This window comes from Telluria sp. PB2R4, assembly GCF_059685695.1.
In genome coordinates this window covers 211,680-227,976 of sequence record NZ_JCASIC010000008.1, presented here as the reverse complement: position 1 = coordinate 227,976, position 16,297 = coordinate 211,680, and the positions used below count along the sequence as shown (strand labels likewise).

Below are 16,297 nucleotides of genomic sequence, written 5' to 3'. Positions count from 1 at the left end.
TTATTGTCCCTGGATGGCCGCCAGCAGGCCCTTGATCTGGTGGTTGATCAGCGTGATGCCGGCCTCGTAGCGCAGCGCGTTGTCGGCAAACTGGTTGCGTTCCACGTCCATGTCGACGGTATTGCCATCCACGCTGCCCTGCACTTCGCCGCGATACATCACCGGGGTGCCGTTGGCCAGCGTATTGCCGGACGGCAGACCGCGGCCGATGTGCTGCGCGGCGGTGGTGGCCAGCGGACTCGCCGCCGCTCCTTTCGCTGCCAGGGCGCCCTGCAGCGCGCTGTTGAAATCGATGTCGCGCGCCTTGTAGTTCGGCGTGTCGGCGTTGGCGATGTTCGACGCCAGCAGTTCCTGGCGCTGGGCACGCAGGGACAGGGCCGTTTCATTGAAACTCAGGTACTGGTCGATTTTGCCGATCATGCCGCCTCCTGGCACAGACTTGTTGGGACAGCACCGATGATACGTAGGAGCAACACTTCCCAATCGGTCGAGAAAGGAGGCCAAACCCCGGCTATTCAAAGTTTCGTTGAAGAATCGCTCTGCCTAAAATGGCAGCATCTACCCTTTCCATCCGTCCCATGAAACGCATTCTTGCCGTCCTGTTCGTTCTTGCCGCCCCGTTTGTGAATGCGCAGCAAGCCGCACAGCGCCAGAACCTGCCGGCCCTGCGCACCGTCGTCGAACAATACCTGCAGACCCAGACCGCCGGCCTGCCGGGCCAGGTAACGGTCATGGTGGGCCAGGTCGACCCGCGTACCAGCCTGGCCAGCTGCCCGGCGCCGGAAGCCTTCCAGCAGCCGGGCGCGCGGGCGTGGGGAAAAACAACGGTCGGGGTGCGCTGCACCGCCCCATCGCCATGGACGGTGTATATTCAGGCCACCGTGAACGTGATGGCCGACTATGTCGCGGCCGCCGTGCCGCTGGCCCAGGGCCAGCCGGTCGACGCCGCCCAGCTCGTCATGATGAAAGGCGACATCGCCGCCATGCCGAACGGCATCATCACCGACATGGCCCAGGCCATCGGCCGCACGCCGACCGCCTCCCTGCCCGCCGGCACCCCGCTGCGCCTCGACACGCTGAAATCCCGGCCGGTGGTCCAGCAAGGCCAGGCGGTGCGCCTGGTATCGAAAGGAAGCAATTTCTCGGTCTCGGCCGAAGCGAAGGCGATCAGCAATGCCGGCGAAGGCCAGGTGGCGCAGGCGCGCACCCAGTCGGGCCAGGTCGTGAGCGGCACCGCGCGCGCGGGCGGGATCATCGAAGTGGCGATCTGAATCGCCCTTGACGAATTTGCATAATTTTAACGAACACCCTTTTCTGCGCTAAAGTTTGTGAAATCCTTGCCGATACACGATGCAGATCCCGGAGTTTCCGCTCCGAACAGAGAAGGATGATGCTGTGAAAATCAACGATAACCTCAAGGGCAACCCAGGCCTTCAGCCCACCAATGCCAACGGTACCGCCAGCGCGCGCGGCGCCGACAAGGCCGCCACGACCGCAACGACCACCACCACTGCGGCCGCGACCGACAGCGTGCGCCTGTCCTCGCAGGGCCAGGCCATGGCCAATGCGGTAGGCGGCAACAACCAGGTGTTCGACACCAAGAAAGTCGAACGCATCAAGATGGCCATCGCCGATGGCCAGTTCCAGGTCAACTCCGAGAAAGTCGCCGACGGCCTGCTCGACACCGTGCGCGACTTGCTCCATTCACGCAAGCGATAAACCTTCATGCCCACCAGCCCCGTCCTGACTCCGAACGCGACCCTCGCCGCAGAACAGCAACACGTCAACGCCCTGATCGCGCTGATGAAACAGGAACAGCAGCTGCTCGTCGCAGCCGACGCCGACGGGCTGGCAGAACTCACTCCCCGCAAGAACGCACTGCTGCAGGCGCTCGCCGATTTGTCGGCCCAGCGCCACGCGGCGCTGCTTGCTGCCGGCTGCGAAGGCGCGGAAGCGGGCATGGAACCGTGGCTGGCCGTGGGCGGCAGCCTTGAAGCGCGGGCCCAGTGGGAAGAGCTCCTGACGCTGGCCCGTGAAGCGAAGGAACTCAACCGCGTCAACGGCATGCTGATCAACAAGCAGATGGCGCACAACCAGGGCGTGCTCAACGCGCTGCGCATGCCGGCGGGTCCGGAAGCCGGCGGCGTGTATGGCTCCAGCGGCCAGGCGATCGGCGGCGGCGCATCGAAGCGCTACGTGGTCGGCTGAGCGGCTGAGCGGCTAAGCCCGCCTTCCATGAAAAATGGCCGCTTGCGCGGCCATTGTCGTTTGGCGAATCTGTCCTTACTTGTTGAAAGCGCTCATATCCGTCTTGCGCAGCAGCGCCACATTGGCGCGCTGTTCCTTCGTGAACGAGGCCAGCATGTCGGCCGCCTGCTTCTTGTTCATGCTCGGCTCCAGGCCGACGAACATCCCGGCATGCATCATCGCGTAGGTAGTGAGCGCAAACTCGCGGGTGCTCAGGCCGTGCCTGGCCAGCACCGCCCTGGCGCGCGGCTCCTTGTCGAGCACCCGTGCGAAATCGTCGGCCGACAGGTTCCTGCTCTTGCCGTCGTCCCGTTCCTCGTCGTCGTCCTTTTCGAGCTTCTTGATGTCCGGCGCGGCGGCCTTCAGCTTCGCCAGCAGGGCCGGGGTCAGCAGGAAATGCTCTTCCGGCTCGGCAGCCTTGGCCGAAGCGCACAGCAGCAGTGCCACGAACGCGGCGGCAAACAGGCGGGTCATCTTCATGGTGCATCCTTTGAATGTTGCGGTCAGGTGAAAATTATAGGATGCGGATTGTTTGGGCGAGACCCCCACCGGTGGTGGAACATGGTCCCATTCGTGATCAGGCAGCTCTAAATTGCCTGGGGTACCGATACCAGCTTTTCTGGGTTGCGCATGATGAAGACTGCCACGATTCGTTCGTTGTCGACGATAAACGACTGCACCGACTCCAGCTTTCCCTGCACAAAACGCAGCACACCTGGCTCACCATTGACGAGAGCGATTTTGTATGCAATTTGCAATGGAAACTTGTGTTCGAGTGTCCAGAAGACGCCTGCGACCCGACCTGCGCCCTTTAGAACATGCATGAAGGACTTGACCTTGCCTCCGCCGTCGGACACCAACTGCACATCGTCGGACATCAAGGCACGCATATCCGCAAGACTGCCCTGCCTTGCAGCCTGGACGAACTTGCCGAGCAATTCGCGGTGCTTATCCTTGGGGACGTCGAAGCGCGGCCGTTCCTGCTGAACGCGCGCCAATGCACGGTGTACAAGCTGCCGGCATGCTGGTTCCGACTTTTTTACCACGTCGGCGATCTCCGAATAATCGGAGTCGAAAACCTGGCGCATTAAAAACGCTGCACGCTCTTCGGTAGATAGACGTTCCAGAATCCACATGAATGCAACCGATACGTCATCAGCCAGTTCAAGCGTGCTTTCAGGCGTTTTTTCGTCAAGTTCAACCAGGGGTTCCGGCAACCACCAACCGATATACGCCTCACGATCAAGCTTGGCCGTTCGCAGCCGATCGATTGCGAGGCGCGTCGTAACAGTTACCAGCCATGCTTCTTGAGACTGGATGTGATCTTTAGGCGCGCCATGCCAGCGCAGCCAGGCATCCTGCACAACATCCTCGGCGTCTGCACGAATACCAAGCATACGGTACGCGATAGAAAACAAGCGTGGACGAAGCGCATTGAATATCTCTTCCGGCTTCGAGTCAGCGTGATCGATCATGATTTTTGTGAATCCTCTCCGGTTCGGCCATCGTGCACCTTGGAAGCCATAAAAGTTCATGCCTATCAGACGAAGCAGGCTGGCTCGCTGTGACAAATTTCCGGCCTTTTTTCTTTCCGCGTTACCGATCCTGCCAGCACGCCAACACCTCATGCTTGACCCCGACGCGTGACTTTTTCTCTAGCAAGACTGCTGCTTGTCACAAACCGGCCGCTGCGGACGTCTAAGAAGCAACAGTGACTCAAACTGTCATCCGCCAAACTTCTAAACGAGGAAAGTTCATGAAACGTCCGAATTGGTTTCAAGCGTCTGCCGAGGGTGCCAAGGCTGTTGGCGCACTTCATCATTACGTTACAACTGGAACAAGTCTAGCCAGCGAGTTGATTCACCTGGTGTTTTTAAGAGCTTCACAAATCAACGGCTGTGCGCACTGTATCGATATCCATACCCGCGACCTCATCAAGAGTGGCATGGCAGTCGACAAGATTGTATTGGTGCCGGTGTGGGAGGAGGTGAGCTATTTGTTCTCGGATCGGGAACAAGCAGCGCTCGCCTGGACGGAAGAGGTAACGCGCGTCAGCGAAACACATGCTTCTGATGAAGCATACGCCGCAGCCCTCGCTGTGTTCGGCGAAAAAGCGCTCGTCGAGCTGACACTCGTGATTGCAGCCATGAATGCTATCAATCGCATGGGGATCAGCTTCCGGATGAAGCCTCTTGCAAGAGCGTAAATAATGCTGGGCGGGACGATGGCGTAACGCCGCGATGGTTCTACTTGACGGCAACCCATGCTTTCGGCGCACAATGCGCTTCCTTCCCTGCCCCACACGCCATGACCGCTTCGCTCCCCCACTCCCAGCCCCTCGCATGTGACGATCCCGGCGTCTATCGCACCCTGCTCGAATCGACCAAGGCGATTCCCTGGCGGATCGACTGGGCCACGATGCGCTTCACCTATATCGGCCCCCAGATCGAGGAACTGCTGGGCTGGAGCCCATCCAGCTGGGTGTCCGTCAACGACTGGGCCGACCGCATCCACGAAGACGAGCGCCAGAAGACGGTCGACTTCTGCGTCGCGCAGTCGCGACAGGGCGTGGACCACGAAGCCGACTACCGCGCGCTGACGCGCGACGGCGACCATGTCTGGATCCGCGACGTGGTGCACGTGGTGCGCCGCCCGGACGGCAGCGTCGACTCCCTGGTGGGCTTCATGTTCGACATCACGGCGCGCAAGCAGGCCGAAGACAAGATCCTTCAACTCCAGCGCGAGCTCGAGATCCTGTCCTACCGCGACAGCCTGACCAGGGTCGCCAACCGGCGCATGTTCGACACCGTGTACCCGGCCGAATGGGCCAAGGCGCGCGATAGCGGCGCGCCGCTGTCGCTGGTGGTCATCGATGTCGATTACTTCAAGCAGTACAACGACCACTATGGCCATGTACAAGGCGACGAGTGCCTGCGGCTGGTGGCCCAGGCGATGGATGCGGGCGCAGCGCATCCCGGCGACCTGTGCGCGCGCCTTGGCGGCGAAGAATTCGTCCTCCTGCTGCCGGGCGCCGACGCAGATGCCGCCCGCGGCGTGGCCGAGCGTTGCCGCAAGCTGCTGCGGCAAAAGGAAGTCCCGCACGCGCGTTCAGGTGTCGGCCGCCTGGTGACCGTCAGCATGGGTATCGGCACCATCGTGCCCGGCGCCCAGGACGATCCGGAAGTCTTCCTCGACCGGATCGACCGCCGCCTGTACCAGGCGAAGTCCGCGGGGCGTGACCGGATCTGCGACGTCGAAGCTTAGAGCGCCTGACAATTCCCCCTATGGCAGCGTTGCATCGTCTTGCCCTAGGGGTTTTGTCAGACGCTCTTAGTCCCCGCCCAACGCGATGCGGGTGGGCGCGTCGCGCTCTACGCGCAGCGTGTCGCCCGACAGGAACAGCTCGGTGACCTGCAGCGTGCTGCGGCGCTGTTCGACGTCGTCGGCACTCCTGGTGCCGCCAGCCGCGCCGCCATGTGCGCCGCCGCGTCCCGGATGGGTGAAATAGAACAGCCAGGCGCGGTCGCCGTTGACCACCACGTCGCAATGCCCGCCGATGGCGCCGTCGTCGATCCCCTTCCCAGGCTGTTGCAGCAGATTGGCGCCCTGGCGGGTCCAGGTGGCGGCGTCAGGCGAGCGGTAGACGGCCAGGCCGCGCCAGACGTCGGTGATCATCCACCATGCGCCGCGCCACTGAAACACCTTCGGCCCTTCGCCGGCCTGGTCGGCGACGACCTTGCCACGTTCGCTCCAGTTCACCAGGTCGTGACTGTCGGCGTAATAGATCGACTTGTGATCGCGCTCGTTGTTGTACCACATGCGCCAGCCGCCGCCGGGCACGCGGGTGACGGCGGCGTCGATGACGCGATCCGAGGCCAACGGGATGTCGCGGGCATTGCGCCAGGTGCGCAGATCAAGGCTGGTGAGGTGCACGATGCGGCGCGGGTGGTTCCAGTCGGTGAACACGCCCGGCACCACGGTCAGGAACATGTGGTAGCTGCCGTCGTCGGCGCGCACCACGTCGGGCGCCCAGTGGGTGGCATCCTTGCCGCCCAGCGCCGCCGGCAGTTCGATGTCGGCGGTGCCGACGTAGGTCCAGCTGGCGCCCTCGTCGCGCGATTCCGCGATGCCGATCTTGGTGCCGTGGACCCAGGTCACCCCCGATAGCCCTTCCACGTTCGCACGGCGGTTGGTATAGAACATCCACCAGGTGCCGCGCGCGGCATTGCGCACGACGACCGGGTCGGCGGCGCCGTCGAACACCGGGTCGCGGAACAGCGGCTTGGCGGCGACCTTGCCCTGCGCGGACACGGCGGCAGAGGCAGGCTTGGTGTCGGCCGACGCGTGCGCGCCGGCGAGCAGGGAAGCACAAAGGAGGCAGCGCAGCAGGGTCGTCATCGGCAGGCAGTCAAGAAGGGTGGTCGGGACCACCCAGTATCCGCAGCCGGCGCGACCGCCGTCAATCCTGCCGCGCCGGATTCAGGAAAGAATCACGGCGCTGAGCATATTGCGCGCTTCAGCGGTTCCGGACGACTCGCCACACGGTATTCGACAGGTCGTCCGCGACGATCAGCGCGCCGCGCGGATCGACCGTCACGCCCACCGGCCGCCCACGGGTCTTGCCGTCGGCGTCACGGAAGCCGGTCACGAAGTCGATCGGCTCCCCGGCCGGACGCCCGTCCCGGAACGGCACGAAGATCACCTTGTAGCCGACCGGCTCATCGCGGTTCCAGCTGCCGTGCTCCCCGATGAACACCCCGTTCGCGTAGGCATCACCCATGGCGGGCAGCGAAAAATCCAGGCCCAGCGCGGCGACGTGCGAGCCGAGGCTGTAATCGGGCTTGATGGCGGCAGCGACCTTCTTCGGGTCTTGCGGCTTGACCCGCGGGTCGACGTTCTGTCCCCAGTAGCTGTACGGCCAGCCGTAGAAACCGCCTTCCAGCACCGAGGTCAGGTAGTCCGGCACCAGGTCGGGACCCAGTTCGTCGCGTTCGTTCACCACGGCCCACAGTTGCCCGGTGCCGGGCTGGATCGCCAGCGCGGTCGGATTGCGCAGGCCGGTCGCATACGGCTTGTGGGCGCCCGTCGCCACGTCGATCTGCCACACCAGGGCCCGATCGAGTTCGGCTTCCATGCCGCGCTCGGTGATATTGCTGTTCGAGCCGATGCCGACATACAGGAAGCGCTTGTCGGCGCTGATGGTCATCGCCTTGGTCCAGTGGTGATTGATCTCGGACGGCAGCTTGGCGAGGCTGGTGGGCGGCCCGCCGGCCTTGGTCTGGCCTTCCTGGTAGTCGAAGCGCACCAGTTCGTCCTGGTTGGCGACGTACAGCTTGTTGTCGGCGAACGCCAGGCCGTACGGGGCATTCAGCTTGTCCGCGAAGACCGTTTTCAGTTCGTAGACACCGTCGCCGTCGGCGTCGCGCAGCAGGGTCAGGCGGTCGCCGCCCTCGACCTTGGTATTGCCTTTCGCTTTGATATAGCCGGCAATGACATCTTTCGGCTTGAGCTTGGCGGCATTGCCGCCCCGCCCTTCCGCAACCAGGATATCGCCATTGGGCAGCACCAGGCTCTGCCGCGGAATCTTCAGGTCGGTCGCGATCGCGGTGATGGTGAAGCCCTGCGGCACGGTCGGCTTTTGGCTCCCCCACTCCGCCGGTTCGGCAATTTTCATGCTTGGCAGCAAACCTCGCTGGGGCTCCGGCAATGTCGGATTCGGGCCGTGCGCCAAGGTCGTTGCGCCCTTGTCGCCGCACGCGCTCAGCAGCAGGGCCAGGCTCAATAAGGTCAATGGCGTCTTCATGCCGCACCTCCGGAACGGGTGCTGAGGCCAAGCCAGGCGGCGGCACAGGCCAGCGCGGTGACGATGATGGACAGCACCAGGCCGGAGGGCATGGCAGCCCAGGCATCCTTGGCATGCTCGAATGCATTGATGAGGCCAAGCATAAACGTCGCCAGCAACAAGACGACATGCAGCTTGAGACGGCCGGTCTTCGGTTTCGCCCGAAGCAGATGAATCAGGGAACACAGCAGGGCCAGCCCGCAAAACACCAGGGCGCCGACGATCAGCCACGAAGCGAAATTGCTCCATTGAATTTGGTAGCTCTTGTAGTACGCGATGTCGCTCAGCAATGCGCCAAGAAACAGGGGAACGGTGCCGGCAAGCAAAATCGTGTGAAGCGGCCCCGGCGCGCTTCGATAGGCCGGCGTGGCCATGACGGTAGTAGACATTGCATCGTCCTTGATCGTGATTTGAGTTGCTCAAATCATATCGGCTACCCGCATTGGCTGTCGCATGGCTGACGCCGGAAGACAATTCCGGTCCCGGCGAGGCCTCAGGCCGGCGTCTTGCGCAGCATCGCCGCGATGCTCTCGGGCGCCACCGGGCGGCTGAAGCAGTAACCCTGCATCTGGTCGCAGCCGTGTTCCTGCAAGAAGGCCAGTTGCTCACTGGTCTCGACGCCTTCCGCGATCACGTTCAGCTTCATCGAGTGCGCCAGCGCGATCACGGCGTTGACGATGGCGGCGTCATCAAGGTCCTGGGTCAGGTCCATCACGAAGGAGCGGTCGATCTTGAGGCTGTGGATCGGGAAGCGCTTCAGGCTGGCCAGGCTCGAGTAGCCGGTGCCGAAGTCGTCGATCGCCAGCTGCACGCCCATCGCGGCCAGCCGGCCCATGGTCTCGGTGGCCGCCGCCGGGTTCTCCATCAGCACGCTCTCGGTGATCTCGAGCGTCAGGCTGGCCGGATCGCAACCGGTCTCGTCGAGCAGCGCAGCGACGCGCTGGGCCACGTCCTGGCCCAGGAACTGGCGCGCCGACAGGTTCACGCTGACGCGCAAGGGCGTCAGGCCGGCGCGGCGCCAGGCGACCTGCTGGCGCATCGCGGTGGCCAGGACCCAGTCGCCGATCGGCACGATCAGTCCGGTCTCCTCGGCCAGCGGAATGAATTCGCCCGGGGGCACCAAGGGCCGGCCGGCCGGCTGCCAGCGCAGCAGCGCCTCGACGCCGGTGACCTGGCCGCTGCCGATCTGCACCACCGGCTGGTACACCAGCACGAATTCGTCGCGCTGCAGGGCGCGCTGCAGCGCGCCTTCCATGCGCAGGTGCAGGGCCGCCTGCTCGCCCATCTCGGCCGTGTAGAAGGAATGGTGGTTGCCGCCCTGCCCCTTGGAGCCGTACATGGCGCTGTCGGCGCACTTGAGCAGGGTGGCGGCATCGGCGCCGTCGCCCGGGTACATCGCAATGCCGATGCTCCCCGAGGGGAATACTTCCTGGCCGCACAAGGTCATCGGCTGGAACAGGTTCTCCAACAGCTTGCGCGCCACGCCGGCCGCGTCGTCGCGCCCTGCCAGGTCGGGCAGCACCACCACGAATTCGTCGCCGCCCTGGCGCGCTACCGTGTCGCTTTCGCGCAGGCTGCCGGACAGGCGGCGTGCAATCTCGACGATCAGGGCGTCGCCGGCATCGTGGCCGAGGCTGTCGTTGACGTGCTTGAAGCGGTCCAGGTCAATGAACATCACCGCTACCTGGCGGGCCGCGCGGTGCGCGTGCATGATGGCCTGGCCGAGGCGGTCCAGCATCAGGACCCGGTTGGGCAGGCCGGTCAGGGCGTCGTGGTTGGCCAGGCGCAGCAGCGCCTCCTCGGCCTGCTTCTGGCGCTGGATATCCTTGATGACGCAGATGAAGCGCTGGTTGCCGTGGGCGTCACGCATACGCGAGACATTGACGCTGACCCACACGCGGCTGCCGTCGCGCCGGATCAGGCGCTTTTCGCGCTGGTAGTCGCTGATCTCGCCGGCCTTCAGGCGCTTGATCAGTGCCAGCTCGTCCGCCAGGTCGTCCGCACAGGTGAGCTGCTGGAAGAAGCGCTGCAGCAGCTCGATCTCGGAATAGCCGACGATCTGCGTCATCTTGCTGTTGGTACGCAGCACCCGGCCATCGCCGCCCAGCAGCACGATGCCGACCGCGGCCTGGTTGAAGGTCAGCCGGAAGAATTCCTCGCTCTCCTGCAGGCGCAGCCTGGCCTTGCGGCGGAAAGTGATGTCCTGGCCGATCAGGAGCAGCATGGTGCTGCCGTCCTTGCGCGCGCGGCGAATATTGAAATCGACGTAGCACACGCCGTCGGCGCGGCCGTCGAGCGTGACCAGCACGTGGTCGTGCGGCGCGCCGGAGGCCAGCGCCTCGGCGGCGCGGCTGGCCAGTTCGCTCGAGGGAATCAGCGCGTCCAGGCTGAGGCGCTGCTCGAGCAGCAGCCCGTCCGGCACGCCCAGCAGGTCGGCCATCATGCGGTTCATCGAGCGCACGCGCAGGTCGGCGTCCACCACCACCAGGCCCGCCGGCATGCCGTCGATGACCTGCTCGAGGTAGTGCTGGTGCACGTCGCGCTGCGCTTCGACGTCAGGCTCGCCCTGTTCCAGGAGGGCCTTGGGCGCCTCCAGATCGTCAACGAAATCCTGGGTCATCATGGGAGTCTGAGCTGAAGAGAAAAGAGAAATATTTACGTGAAGCTATATCGATTGCATGATAGCAATCGACTCTTCGCCAATCGAGCAAATTCTCACAGATAATCACGTTTGTTGTTAATAAGCCATACTCGCAGTGTGGTTTTGTTGCCATGGGTAAATAGACACTTGGGATGGCGCAAGGCGCTTGCCCGGCACGGGTGCAGAGTAGGCTGATCCGCCATCCTGAAGGAGCCTGCCATGCGCCGCCACCCGTCCCTGCTCAGCCGCACCCTTTGCGTACTGTTCGCCTTGCCTACCCTGCCGGCCATGGCGCAGGATGTCACGGTGACGGTCGCGCCGGTGCGAGACAAATTCGCCCGCAGCGACGAGGTGCTGGTGCGGGTGACCCTGCACAATTCGAGTGCGCTGCCGCAGTTCCTGCTCAAGTGGCATACCCCCCTGGAAGGCGTCGCAGCGCCGCTGTTCGAAGTGCTGCGCGACGGACAGAAGGTAGCCTACCTTGGCATCAAGGCCAAGCGCCCCGCGCCCGGCCCGGGCGACTACGTGCGGCTGGAACCTGGCGCCTCGCTCACCAGCACGGTCGAACTGTCGGCGCTGTACGAGATGAACGTGACCGGCCCCTACCAGCTGCGCTACCGCACGTCGTCGAGCGGCCTGTTCGCCGCCTCCGGAATGCGCCCCATGGCCGGCGCGCTGGCCTCCAGCCCGGTAAGCATCTGGATCGACGGCCGCCTGCCGCGCGGGGCGCGTGCGCCGGCCAAGGGGGCAGCCAGCAGCGGCGGGCTGGAATTCAGCAAGTGCTCGAACGCCCAGCAGGAGCAGCTGGCGGCGGCGGTGGATGCGGGCAAGGCGATGACGGTGGACGCCCACAATTACCTGAAGGCCGGACAGTACGGCGCACGCTACGGCTCCTGGTTCGGCGCCTTCGACAGCGGCCGCGCCGCCACCTTGAACACCAATTTCACGGCCATCCGCGACGCCTTCGAGACCAAGCCTTTGAGGATCGACTGCGCTTGCAACGAGAATTATTTCGCCTACGTGTATCCGGCCCAGCCCTACGTCATCTATGTCTGCAAGGCCTTCTGGACCGCCCCGCTGACCGGCACCGACTCGCGTGGCGGCACGCTGCTGCACGAGCTGAGCCACTTCGATGTGGTGGCGGCCACCGACGACCACGTGTACGGGCAACAGGGGGCGGGCGAATTGGCCCGCACCGACCCGGCGCGCGCTGTCAACAATGCTGACTCGCATGAGTACTTCGGCGAAAACTCGCCGCCGCTGCAGTAAAACAAGGACCGCCGCCGGCATCAATTCCTAGCACTTGTGTATACAGATTACCAGCGCACGATTGCCACTTTTTGCGTTTTGTTGACACTTCGCAAAAATTGTCACCTCCAGTCTGATTCAACTTTACACATCCTCATGTTTCCGTAAATATGAAGTTGAGCTAACCCAATGTCTTATCGGTAACTCCACGGGCAGCTCAATACAGGCTGAGGTCAAGCCGCATAACGATTTTCATACGGAAACGGAGAATGAACATGAGCTTGAAAGGCATCTGGAAGTCGGCATTGGGCATGGCTGCGCTCGCTGCAGCCTGCAACGCGGCCGCGGCGCCGAAAGGCGTGGCGGTCACCGTGGTACCCGAGAAGCATGCGCTGGGTCAGAATGACGATGTGGTGGTGCGCGTCACCATCACCAACAACTCAAGCGCGCCGCAGTACATCCTGAAGTCGCGCACGCCCTTCGAAGGCATGGAAGAAGCGCTGTTCGAGATCAAGCGCGACGGCGAGCCGGTAGCCTACCTCGGCGCCCACATCAAGCGCGCGGCGCCCACGCAGGCCGACTACTTCCTGCTCAAGCCGGGCGCCTCGCACACCGTCAAGGTCGAGCTGTCAAGCCTGTACGACATGAGCGTGAGCGGCGACTACCAGATCAGCTACAAGCAGATGTCGCCGCAGCTGTTCCTGGCCACTCCGAGCGCAGCCGGCCGCAGCGGCGCCGCCGCGGCCTTCGATGCCGACAGCGACAACGCTACCCTGGTGTCGGCGCCGGCCTCGGTCTGGATCGACGGCCGCGTGGCGCGCGGCCAGAAGTCGCAGGTCATGCTCGACATCGAAGCGATGAAGCAGGCGGCCGCCCAGCCCTCGCCCTCGGCTGGCGGGCTGAGCTTCAGTAAATGCACCACCACCCAGCAGACCACGATCACGCAGGCGATGGCCGCCGGCTCCAGCATGGCGAGCAATAGCGACGCGTATATGCAGGCGGGCGCGATCGGCACCCGTTACACCAAGTGGTTCGGCGCCAACAACGCCACCCGCGTGGCCACGGTCAAGGCCAGCTTCGCCGCGATCAAGGATGCCTTCGCCAACAAGCCGGTGACGGTCGACTGCGGCTGCAAGAAGACGTATTACGCCTACGTGTATCCGACCCAGCCGTACAAGATCTACGTCTGCAAGGCCTTCTGGTCGGCGCCGATGACCGGCACCGATTCGAAGGGCGGCACGCTGGTGCACGAGATGAGCCACTTCAACGTGGTGGCCGGTACCGATGACCACGTATATGGCCAGTCGGGCGCCGCCAACCTCGCCATCACCAACCCCGACCTGGCGGTGCAGAACGCCGACTCGCACGAGTACTTCGGCGAGAACACGCCGGCGCTGAACTAAGCCGTTCGATTGAAGTGAAACGGGCCAGCACCGCTGGCCCGCTCTTATTGGCTGAAGCTGAACCTCACCGGCTCGGCCGGACTCTGCTTGACGACATCGAGCTGGGCCACGTCCGGCAGGTAGGGGCCGTCGTAACGGATCTCGTAGCTGTGGCGGCCCTTCTTGAAGGCATAGGTCGGCGTGATGTCGATGCTGTTCATGTGCATGGTTTTCGGCGCTACCGCCTGGTAATCGCTTGCCGTGAGCGCGCCCCGCTTGACCATCATGCCGGTGTAATCGAGCAGCTTGCCCGCTTTACCGTTGATCACTTCGCGCAGGTCGAAGCGCCGGCCCGTGAGTTCGTCGCCGGCGGCGACTTCGCGCGGCACATAGATCGTGGTGTCGCCATTGTTCTGGACGATCAGCTGCACCAGCACCTTGCCGTTCCTGATCTCGACTTCCAGCTGGTGGCGCACCTGCGGATCCTGCTCGACCGCGCCGACCGTACTCACCAGGCCTCCGAAGACGAGCAGCAGTAACGGTAAAAATCGTTTGGCATGCATGAAAGCTCCTGAAACTTTATTTCACTGGAAGCACAATAATGACATTTTATTGCACGGCGGTCGGCAGCAGCTCGGGCGTCGTGGCCAGGATCATCACCGCCACGCGCCGGTTGCGGGCCTGGTTGGCCGGCGTGTCGTTCGGCGCCACCGGGCGCGTGGCGCCATGGCCGATCGCCGACAGGCGCGCATCCTGCACCCCGCTTTCGATGAACAGCCGCACCACGCTGGCCGCGCGCACCGCCGACAGTTCCCAGTTCGAAGCGAAGCGCTCGGTGGTGATCGGCAAGGTGTCGGTGTGGCCTTCGACCTCGATCCGGTGCGGATCGTTCCTGAGCAGCCCGGCCACCTCGCCCAGCACCTCGCGCGCATCCGGCTGCAGCACGGCTTCGCCCTGCGCGAACAGCATGCTGGCATTGAGTTCGACGCCGATGCCGCGCGCGTTCTGCGTCACCCGCACCTGGCCCGACTTCACCAGGGGCAGCAGGGTCGTGTTCAGGTCTTTCGCCAGCGTCTCCATGCGCTCGCGCTCGCGCTTTGCCGCTTCCAGGCGCTTGCGGTTGACGATGTGCGACAGCGGCAGCACCGGTTCGACGCTGGTGTAGGCCTGCGGCGCCGGGGTGCGCCCGCCGAAGGCGTCGCCCAGGGCTTCGGACAGCACCGCGTACTTGCCTTCGTTGACGATCGAGATCGCGTACATGACCACAAACAGGGCGAACAGCAGCGTGATGAAGTCGGCGTACGAGATCAGCCAGCGCTCGTGGTGTTCGCCGGGACCGTCGTCGTAGCGTTTGCGCGCCATGGCTCAGTGTCCCGTGGCTCAGTGGCGCGTCAAGAGGCTCGCCACCCGTTCGTCGACCACGCGGGTGTGGTCGCCGGTGGCGAGGTCGTGGAAGACTTCGGCGAGGATTTCGTACTGGGCCACCTTGTCGCTGACGATGGCCTTCAGCTTGTTCCCGACCGGGTAGAAGAACAGGTTGGCCAGCCCCACGCCGTACACGGTAGAGACAAAGGCCACCGCGATGCCGGAACCCAGGCGCGATGGATCGGACAGGTTTTCCATCACGTGGATCAGGCCCAGCACCGCGCCCAGGATGCCGATGGTGGGCGCATAGCCGGCCGCCGATTCCCAGATGCGCGCCGCCTGGCGTTGCGAGAATTCGTAGGCGTTGATCTCGTTCTCGAGCAGGCTGCGGATCTTCTCGGGCTGGATGCCGTCGACCACCAGGCGCAGGCCCTTCTGGATGAACTTGTCCTGCGTGCCCATGTACTGCTCGAGCGAGAGCAGGCCGTCGCGCCGGGCAGTCAGGCTCCACAGCGCGATCTCGCGCGACAGCAGGTCGCGGCCCGATTTGGGTGGAATGAAGACCCAGCGCAGCATGCGCAGGCCCAGCATGAAGCTGCGCCGCTCGCTCTGCAGCAGGGTGGCCCCGAGCGTGCCGACCACCACGATGGCGAAGGCGGCCGGCTGGATCAGCGAGGCGAACTTGCCGCCGTCGAGCGTATGGCCGACCAGGATGCCCGCGAGCGCGAGCGCCAGGCCGGCTACGCTGGCCCAGTCCACAACTGCTCCTTGAGGGCGGCGCGCAGACGCGACACGGCCTGGGTATGCAACTGCGACACCCGTGATTCGCTCACACCCATGACCGCGCCGATCTCCTTCAGGTTGAGTTCTTCCTCGTAGTAGAGGCCCATCAGCATCTTCTCGCGCGGCGGCAAATTGTCGATGGCGTCGATCACGGCCTGGCGGAAGCCCGTATCGAGCAGGCTGCGCAGCGGATCGCTGTCGTCCACCGCATAGCGGTCGAGGAAGCCGTCGCTGCCGCCTTCGTCGTCGTGGAAATCTTCGTAGTAGAGCAGCTGGTGGCCGCCGCCGTCGCCCAGCATCTCCTGGTAGTCGGCGAGCGACATCTTGAGCGACTTGGCGATTTCGGATTCGCTGGCCGGGCGGCCCAGGCGCTGCTGCAGCGCCTCCATCGCGGCCTCGACCTTGCGCATGTTCTGGCGCGTGGAGCGCGGCATCCAGTCGCTGCTGCGCAGCTCGTCGAGCATGGCGCCGCGGATGCGCAGCACCGCATAGGTCTCGAACTGGGCGCCGTGGTTGTCTTCGTAGCGGTTGATCGCGTCCAGCAGGCCCATCATGCCGGCCTGCACCAGGTCATCGACTTCCACCGAAGGCGGCAGCTTGGCCTTCATGTGGTGGGCAAGACGCTTCACCAACGGCATGTGCTCCGTCAGCAAATGGTTCTTGTCCGCTTTCCCTTTGACCGTGTACATGCGTTTTGCTTGTCTTTCGCTATCTCGTTCAGGACCTGCTTTTGTAGGGTGGGCGGGTGTTCCCGCCCACGCGGTCAAATTACGGTACTGCTGCCTGCGC

The 16,297-nt window shown here is 64.0% G+C and carries 18 protein-coding genes; 7 read left to right on the top strand and 11 right to left on the bottom strand.

Features of this window, described 5'->3' with window-relative positions; all coding sequences use genetic code 11:
• Positions 1 to 420, bottom strand: a complete 420-nt coding sequence (gene flgB, locus AC56LU_RS15280; RefSeq protein WP_497176462.1) for a flagellar basal body rod protein FlgB — start codon at positions 418 to 420, stop codon at positions 1 to 3.
• Positions 421 to 578: 158 nt separating this feature from the next.
• Between flgB and flgA the strand changes: the two genes are divergently transcribed.
• The 3 genes from flgA (at position 579) to AC56LU_RS15265 (ending at position 2,208) form a co-directional block, all read left to right on the top strand.
• On the top strand, positions 579 to 1,271 hold the full coding sequence (flgA, locus tag AC56LU_RS15275) for a flagellar basal body P-ring formation chaperone FlgA (protein ID WP_497176461.1): 693 nt from the start codon (positions 579 to 581) through the stop codon (positions 1,269 to 1,271).
• Between the two features lie 124 nt (positions 1,272 to 1,395).
• Entirely contained in the window at positions 1,396 to 1,719 is a 324-nt protein-coding gene (flgM, locus tag AC56LU_RS15270; protein WP_497176460.1) for a flagellar biosynthesis anti-sigma factor FlgM, read from the top strand.
• Between the two features lie 6 nt (positions 1,720 to 1,725).
• Positions 1,726 to 2,208 carry a flagella synthesis protein FlgN gene (locus AC56LU_RS15265; protein WP_497176459.1) on the top strand — a complete coding sequence of 161 codons (483 nt, stop codon included), beginning with the start codon at positions 1,726 to 1,728 and terminating at the stop codon, positions 2,206 to 2,208.
• Positions 2,209 to 2,283: 75 nt separating this feature from the next.
• Here the strand turns inward: AC56LU_RS15265 and AC56LU_RS15260 are convergent, their stop codons facing one another.
• Positions 2,284 to 2,727, bottom strand: a complete 444-nt coding sequence (locus tag AC56LU_RS15260) for a hypothetical protein (RefSeq protein ID WP_497176458.1) — start codon at positions 2,725 to 2,727, stop codon at positions 2,284 to 2,286.
• Positions 2,728 to 2,834: 107 nt separating this feature from the next.
• The gene (locus AC56LU_RS15255; protein WP_497176457.1) at positions 2,835 to 3,722 is read right to left on the bottom strand and encodes an RNA polymerase sigma-70 factor; all 888 of its coding nucleotides are present in this window, start codon (positions 3,720 to 3,722) and stop codon (positions 2,835 to 2,837) included.
• A 281-nt stretch (positions 3,723 to 4,003) separates the two neighbouring features.
• Between AC56LU_RS15255 and AC56LU_RS15250 the strand changes: the two genes are divergently transcribed.
• Entirely contained in the window at positions 4,004 to 4,453 is a 450-nt protein-coding gene (locus tag AC56LU_RS15250) for a carboxymuconolactone decarboxylase family protein (RefSeq protein ID WP_497176456.1), read from the top strand.
• Between the two features lie 101 nt (positions 4,454 to 4,554).
• Entirely contained in the window at positions 4,555 to 5,511 is a 957-nt protein-coding gene (locus AC56LU_RS15245; RefSeq protein WP_497176455.1) for a sensor domain-containing diguanylate cyclase, read from the top strand.
• A gap of 66 nt (positions 5,512 to 5,577) precedes the next feature.
• On the opposite strand, the gene AC56LU_RS15240 is transcribed toward AC56LU_RS15245, so the two are convergent.
• From AC56LU_RS15240 to AC56LU_RS15225, 4 genes are all read right to left on the bottom strand, one after another.
• Positions 5,578 to 6,678 carry a hypothetical protein gene (locus tag AC56LU_RS15240; protein ID WP_497176454.1) on the bottom strand — a complete coding sequence of 367 codons (1,101 nt, stop codon included), beginning with the start codon at positions 6,676 to 6,678 and terminating at the stop codon, positions 5,578 to 5,580.
• Between the two features lie 85 nt (positions 6,679 to 6,763).
• The gene (locus tag AC56LU_RS15235; RefSeq protein WP_497176453.1) at positions 6,764 to 8,050 is read right to left on the bottom strand and encodes a PQQ-dependent sugar dehydrogenase; all 1,287 of its coding nucleotides are present in this window, start codon (positions 8,048 to 8,050) and stop codon (positions 6,764 to 6,766) included.
• Positions 8,047 to 8,478 (bottom strand): DUF2231 domain-containing protein, encoded by a 432-nt coding sequence (locus AC56LU_RS15230; protein WP_497176452.1) that lies wholly within the window; start codon positions 8,476 to 8,478, stop codon positions 8,047 to 8,049. The genes AC56LU_RS15235 and AC56LU_RS15230 overlap by 4 nt, the downstream gene beginning before the upstream one ends.
• A gap of 104 nt (positions 8,479 to 8,582) precedes the next feature.
• Positions 8,583 to 10,712, bottom strand: a complete 2,130-nt coding sequence (locus AC56LU_RS15225) for a putative bifunctional diguanylate cyclase/phosphodiesterase (protein ID WP_497176451.1) — start codon at positions 10,710 to 10,712, stop codon at positions 8,583 to 8,585.
• Between the two features lie 237 nt (positions 10,713 to 10,949).
• Between AC56LU_RS15225 and AC56LU_RS15220 the strand changes: the two genes are divergently transcribed.
• Together AC56LU_RS15220 and AC56LU_RS15215 are read left to right on the top strand one after the other, a co-directional pair.
• The gene (locus AC56LU_RS15220; protein WP_497176450.1) at positions 10,950 to 11,999 is read left to right on the top strand and encodes a M35 family metalloendopeptidase; all 1,050 of its coding nucleotides are present in this window, start codon (positions 10,950 to 10,952) and stop codon (positions 11,997 to 11,999) included.
• Between the two features lie 254 nt (positions 12,000 to 12,253).
• Complete coding sequence (locus AC56LU_RS15215; protein ID WP_497176449.1) at positions 12,254 to 13,381, top strand: M35 family metalloendopeptidase; 1,128 nt, start codon at positions 12,254 to 12,256, stop codon at positions 13,379 to 13,381.
• A gap of 44 nt (positions 13,382 to 13,425) precedes the next feature.
• On the opposite strand, the gene AC56LU_RS15210 is transcribed toward AC56LU_RS15215, so the two are convergent.
• The 4 genes from AC56LU_RS15210 to AC56LU_RS15195 are packed head-to-tail and all read right to left on the bottom strand — an operon-like array spanning position 13,426 to position 16,197.
• Positions 13,426 to 13,923, bottom strand: coding sequence for a hypothetical protein (locus tag AC56LU_RS15210; protein ID WP_497176448.1), 498 nt, complete (start codon positions 13,921 to 13,923; stop codon positions 13,426 to 13,428).
• A 46-nt stretch (positions 13,924 to 13,969) separates the two neighbouring features.
• Positions 13,970 to 14,722: a flagellar motor protein MotD gene (motD, locus tag AC56LU_RS15205; RefSeq protein ID WP_497176447.1), complete on the bottom strand. Its 753-nt coding sequence runs from the start codon at positions 14,720 to 14,722 to the stop codon at positions 13,970 to 13,972.
• An 18-nt stretch (positions 14,723 to 14,740) separates the two neighbouring features.
• Entirely contained in the window at positions 14,741 to 15,484 is a 744-nt protein-coding gene (locus AC56LU_RS15200) for a flagellar motor protein (protein ID WP_497176446.1), read from the bottom strand.
• Positions 15,466 to 16,197, bottom strand: a complete 732-nt coding sequence (locus AC56LU_RS15195; protein ID WP_497176445.1) for an RNA polymerase sigma factor FliA — start codon at positions 16,195 to 16,197, stop codon at positions 15,466 to 15,468. Before AC56LU_RS15195 ends, AC56LU_RS15200 begins: the two co-directional genes overlap by 19 nt.
• Between the last annotated feature and the right edge of the window lie 100 nt (positions 16,198 to 16,297).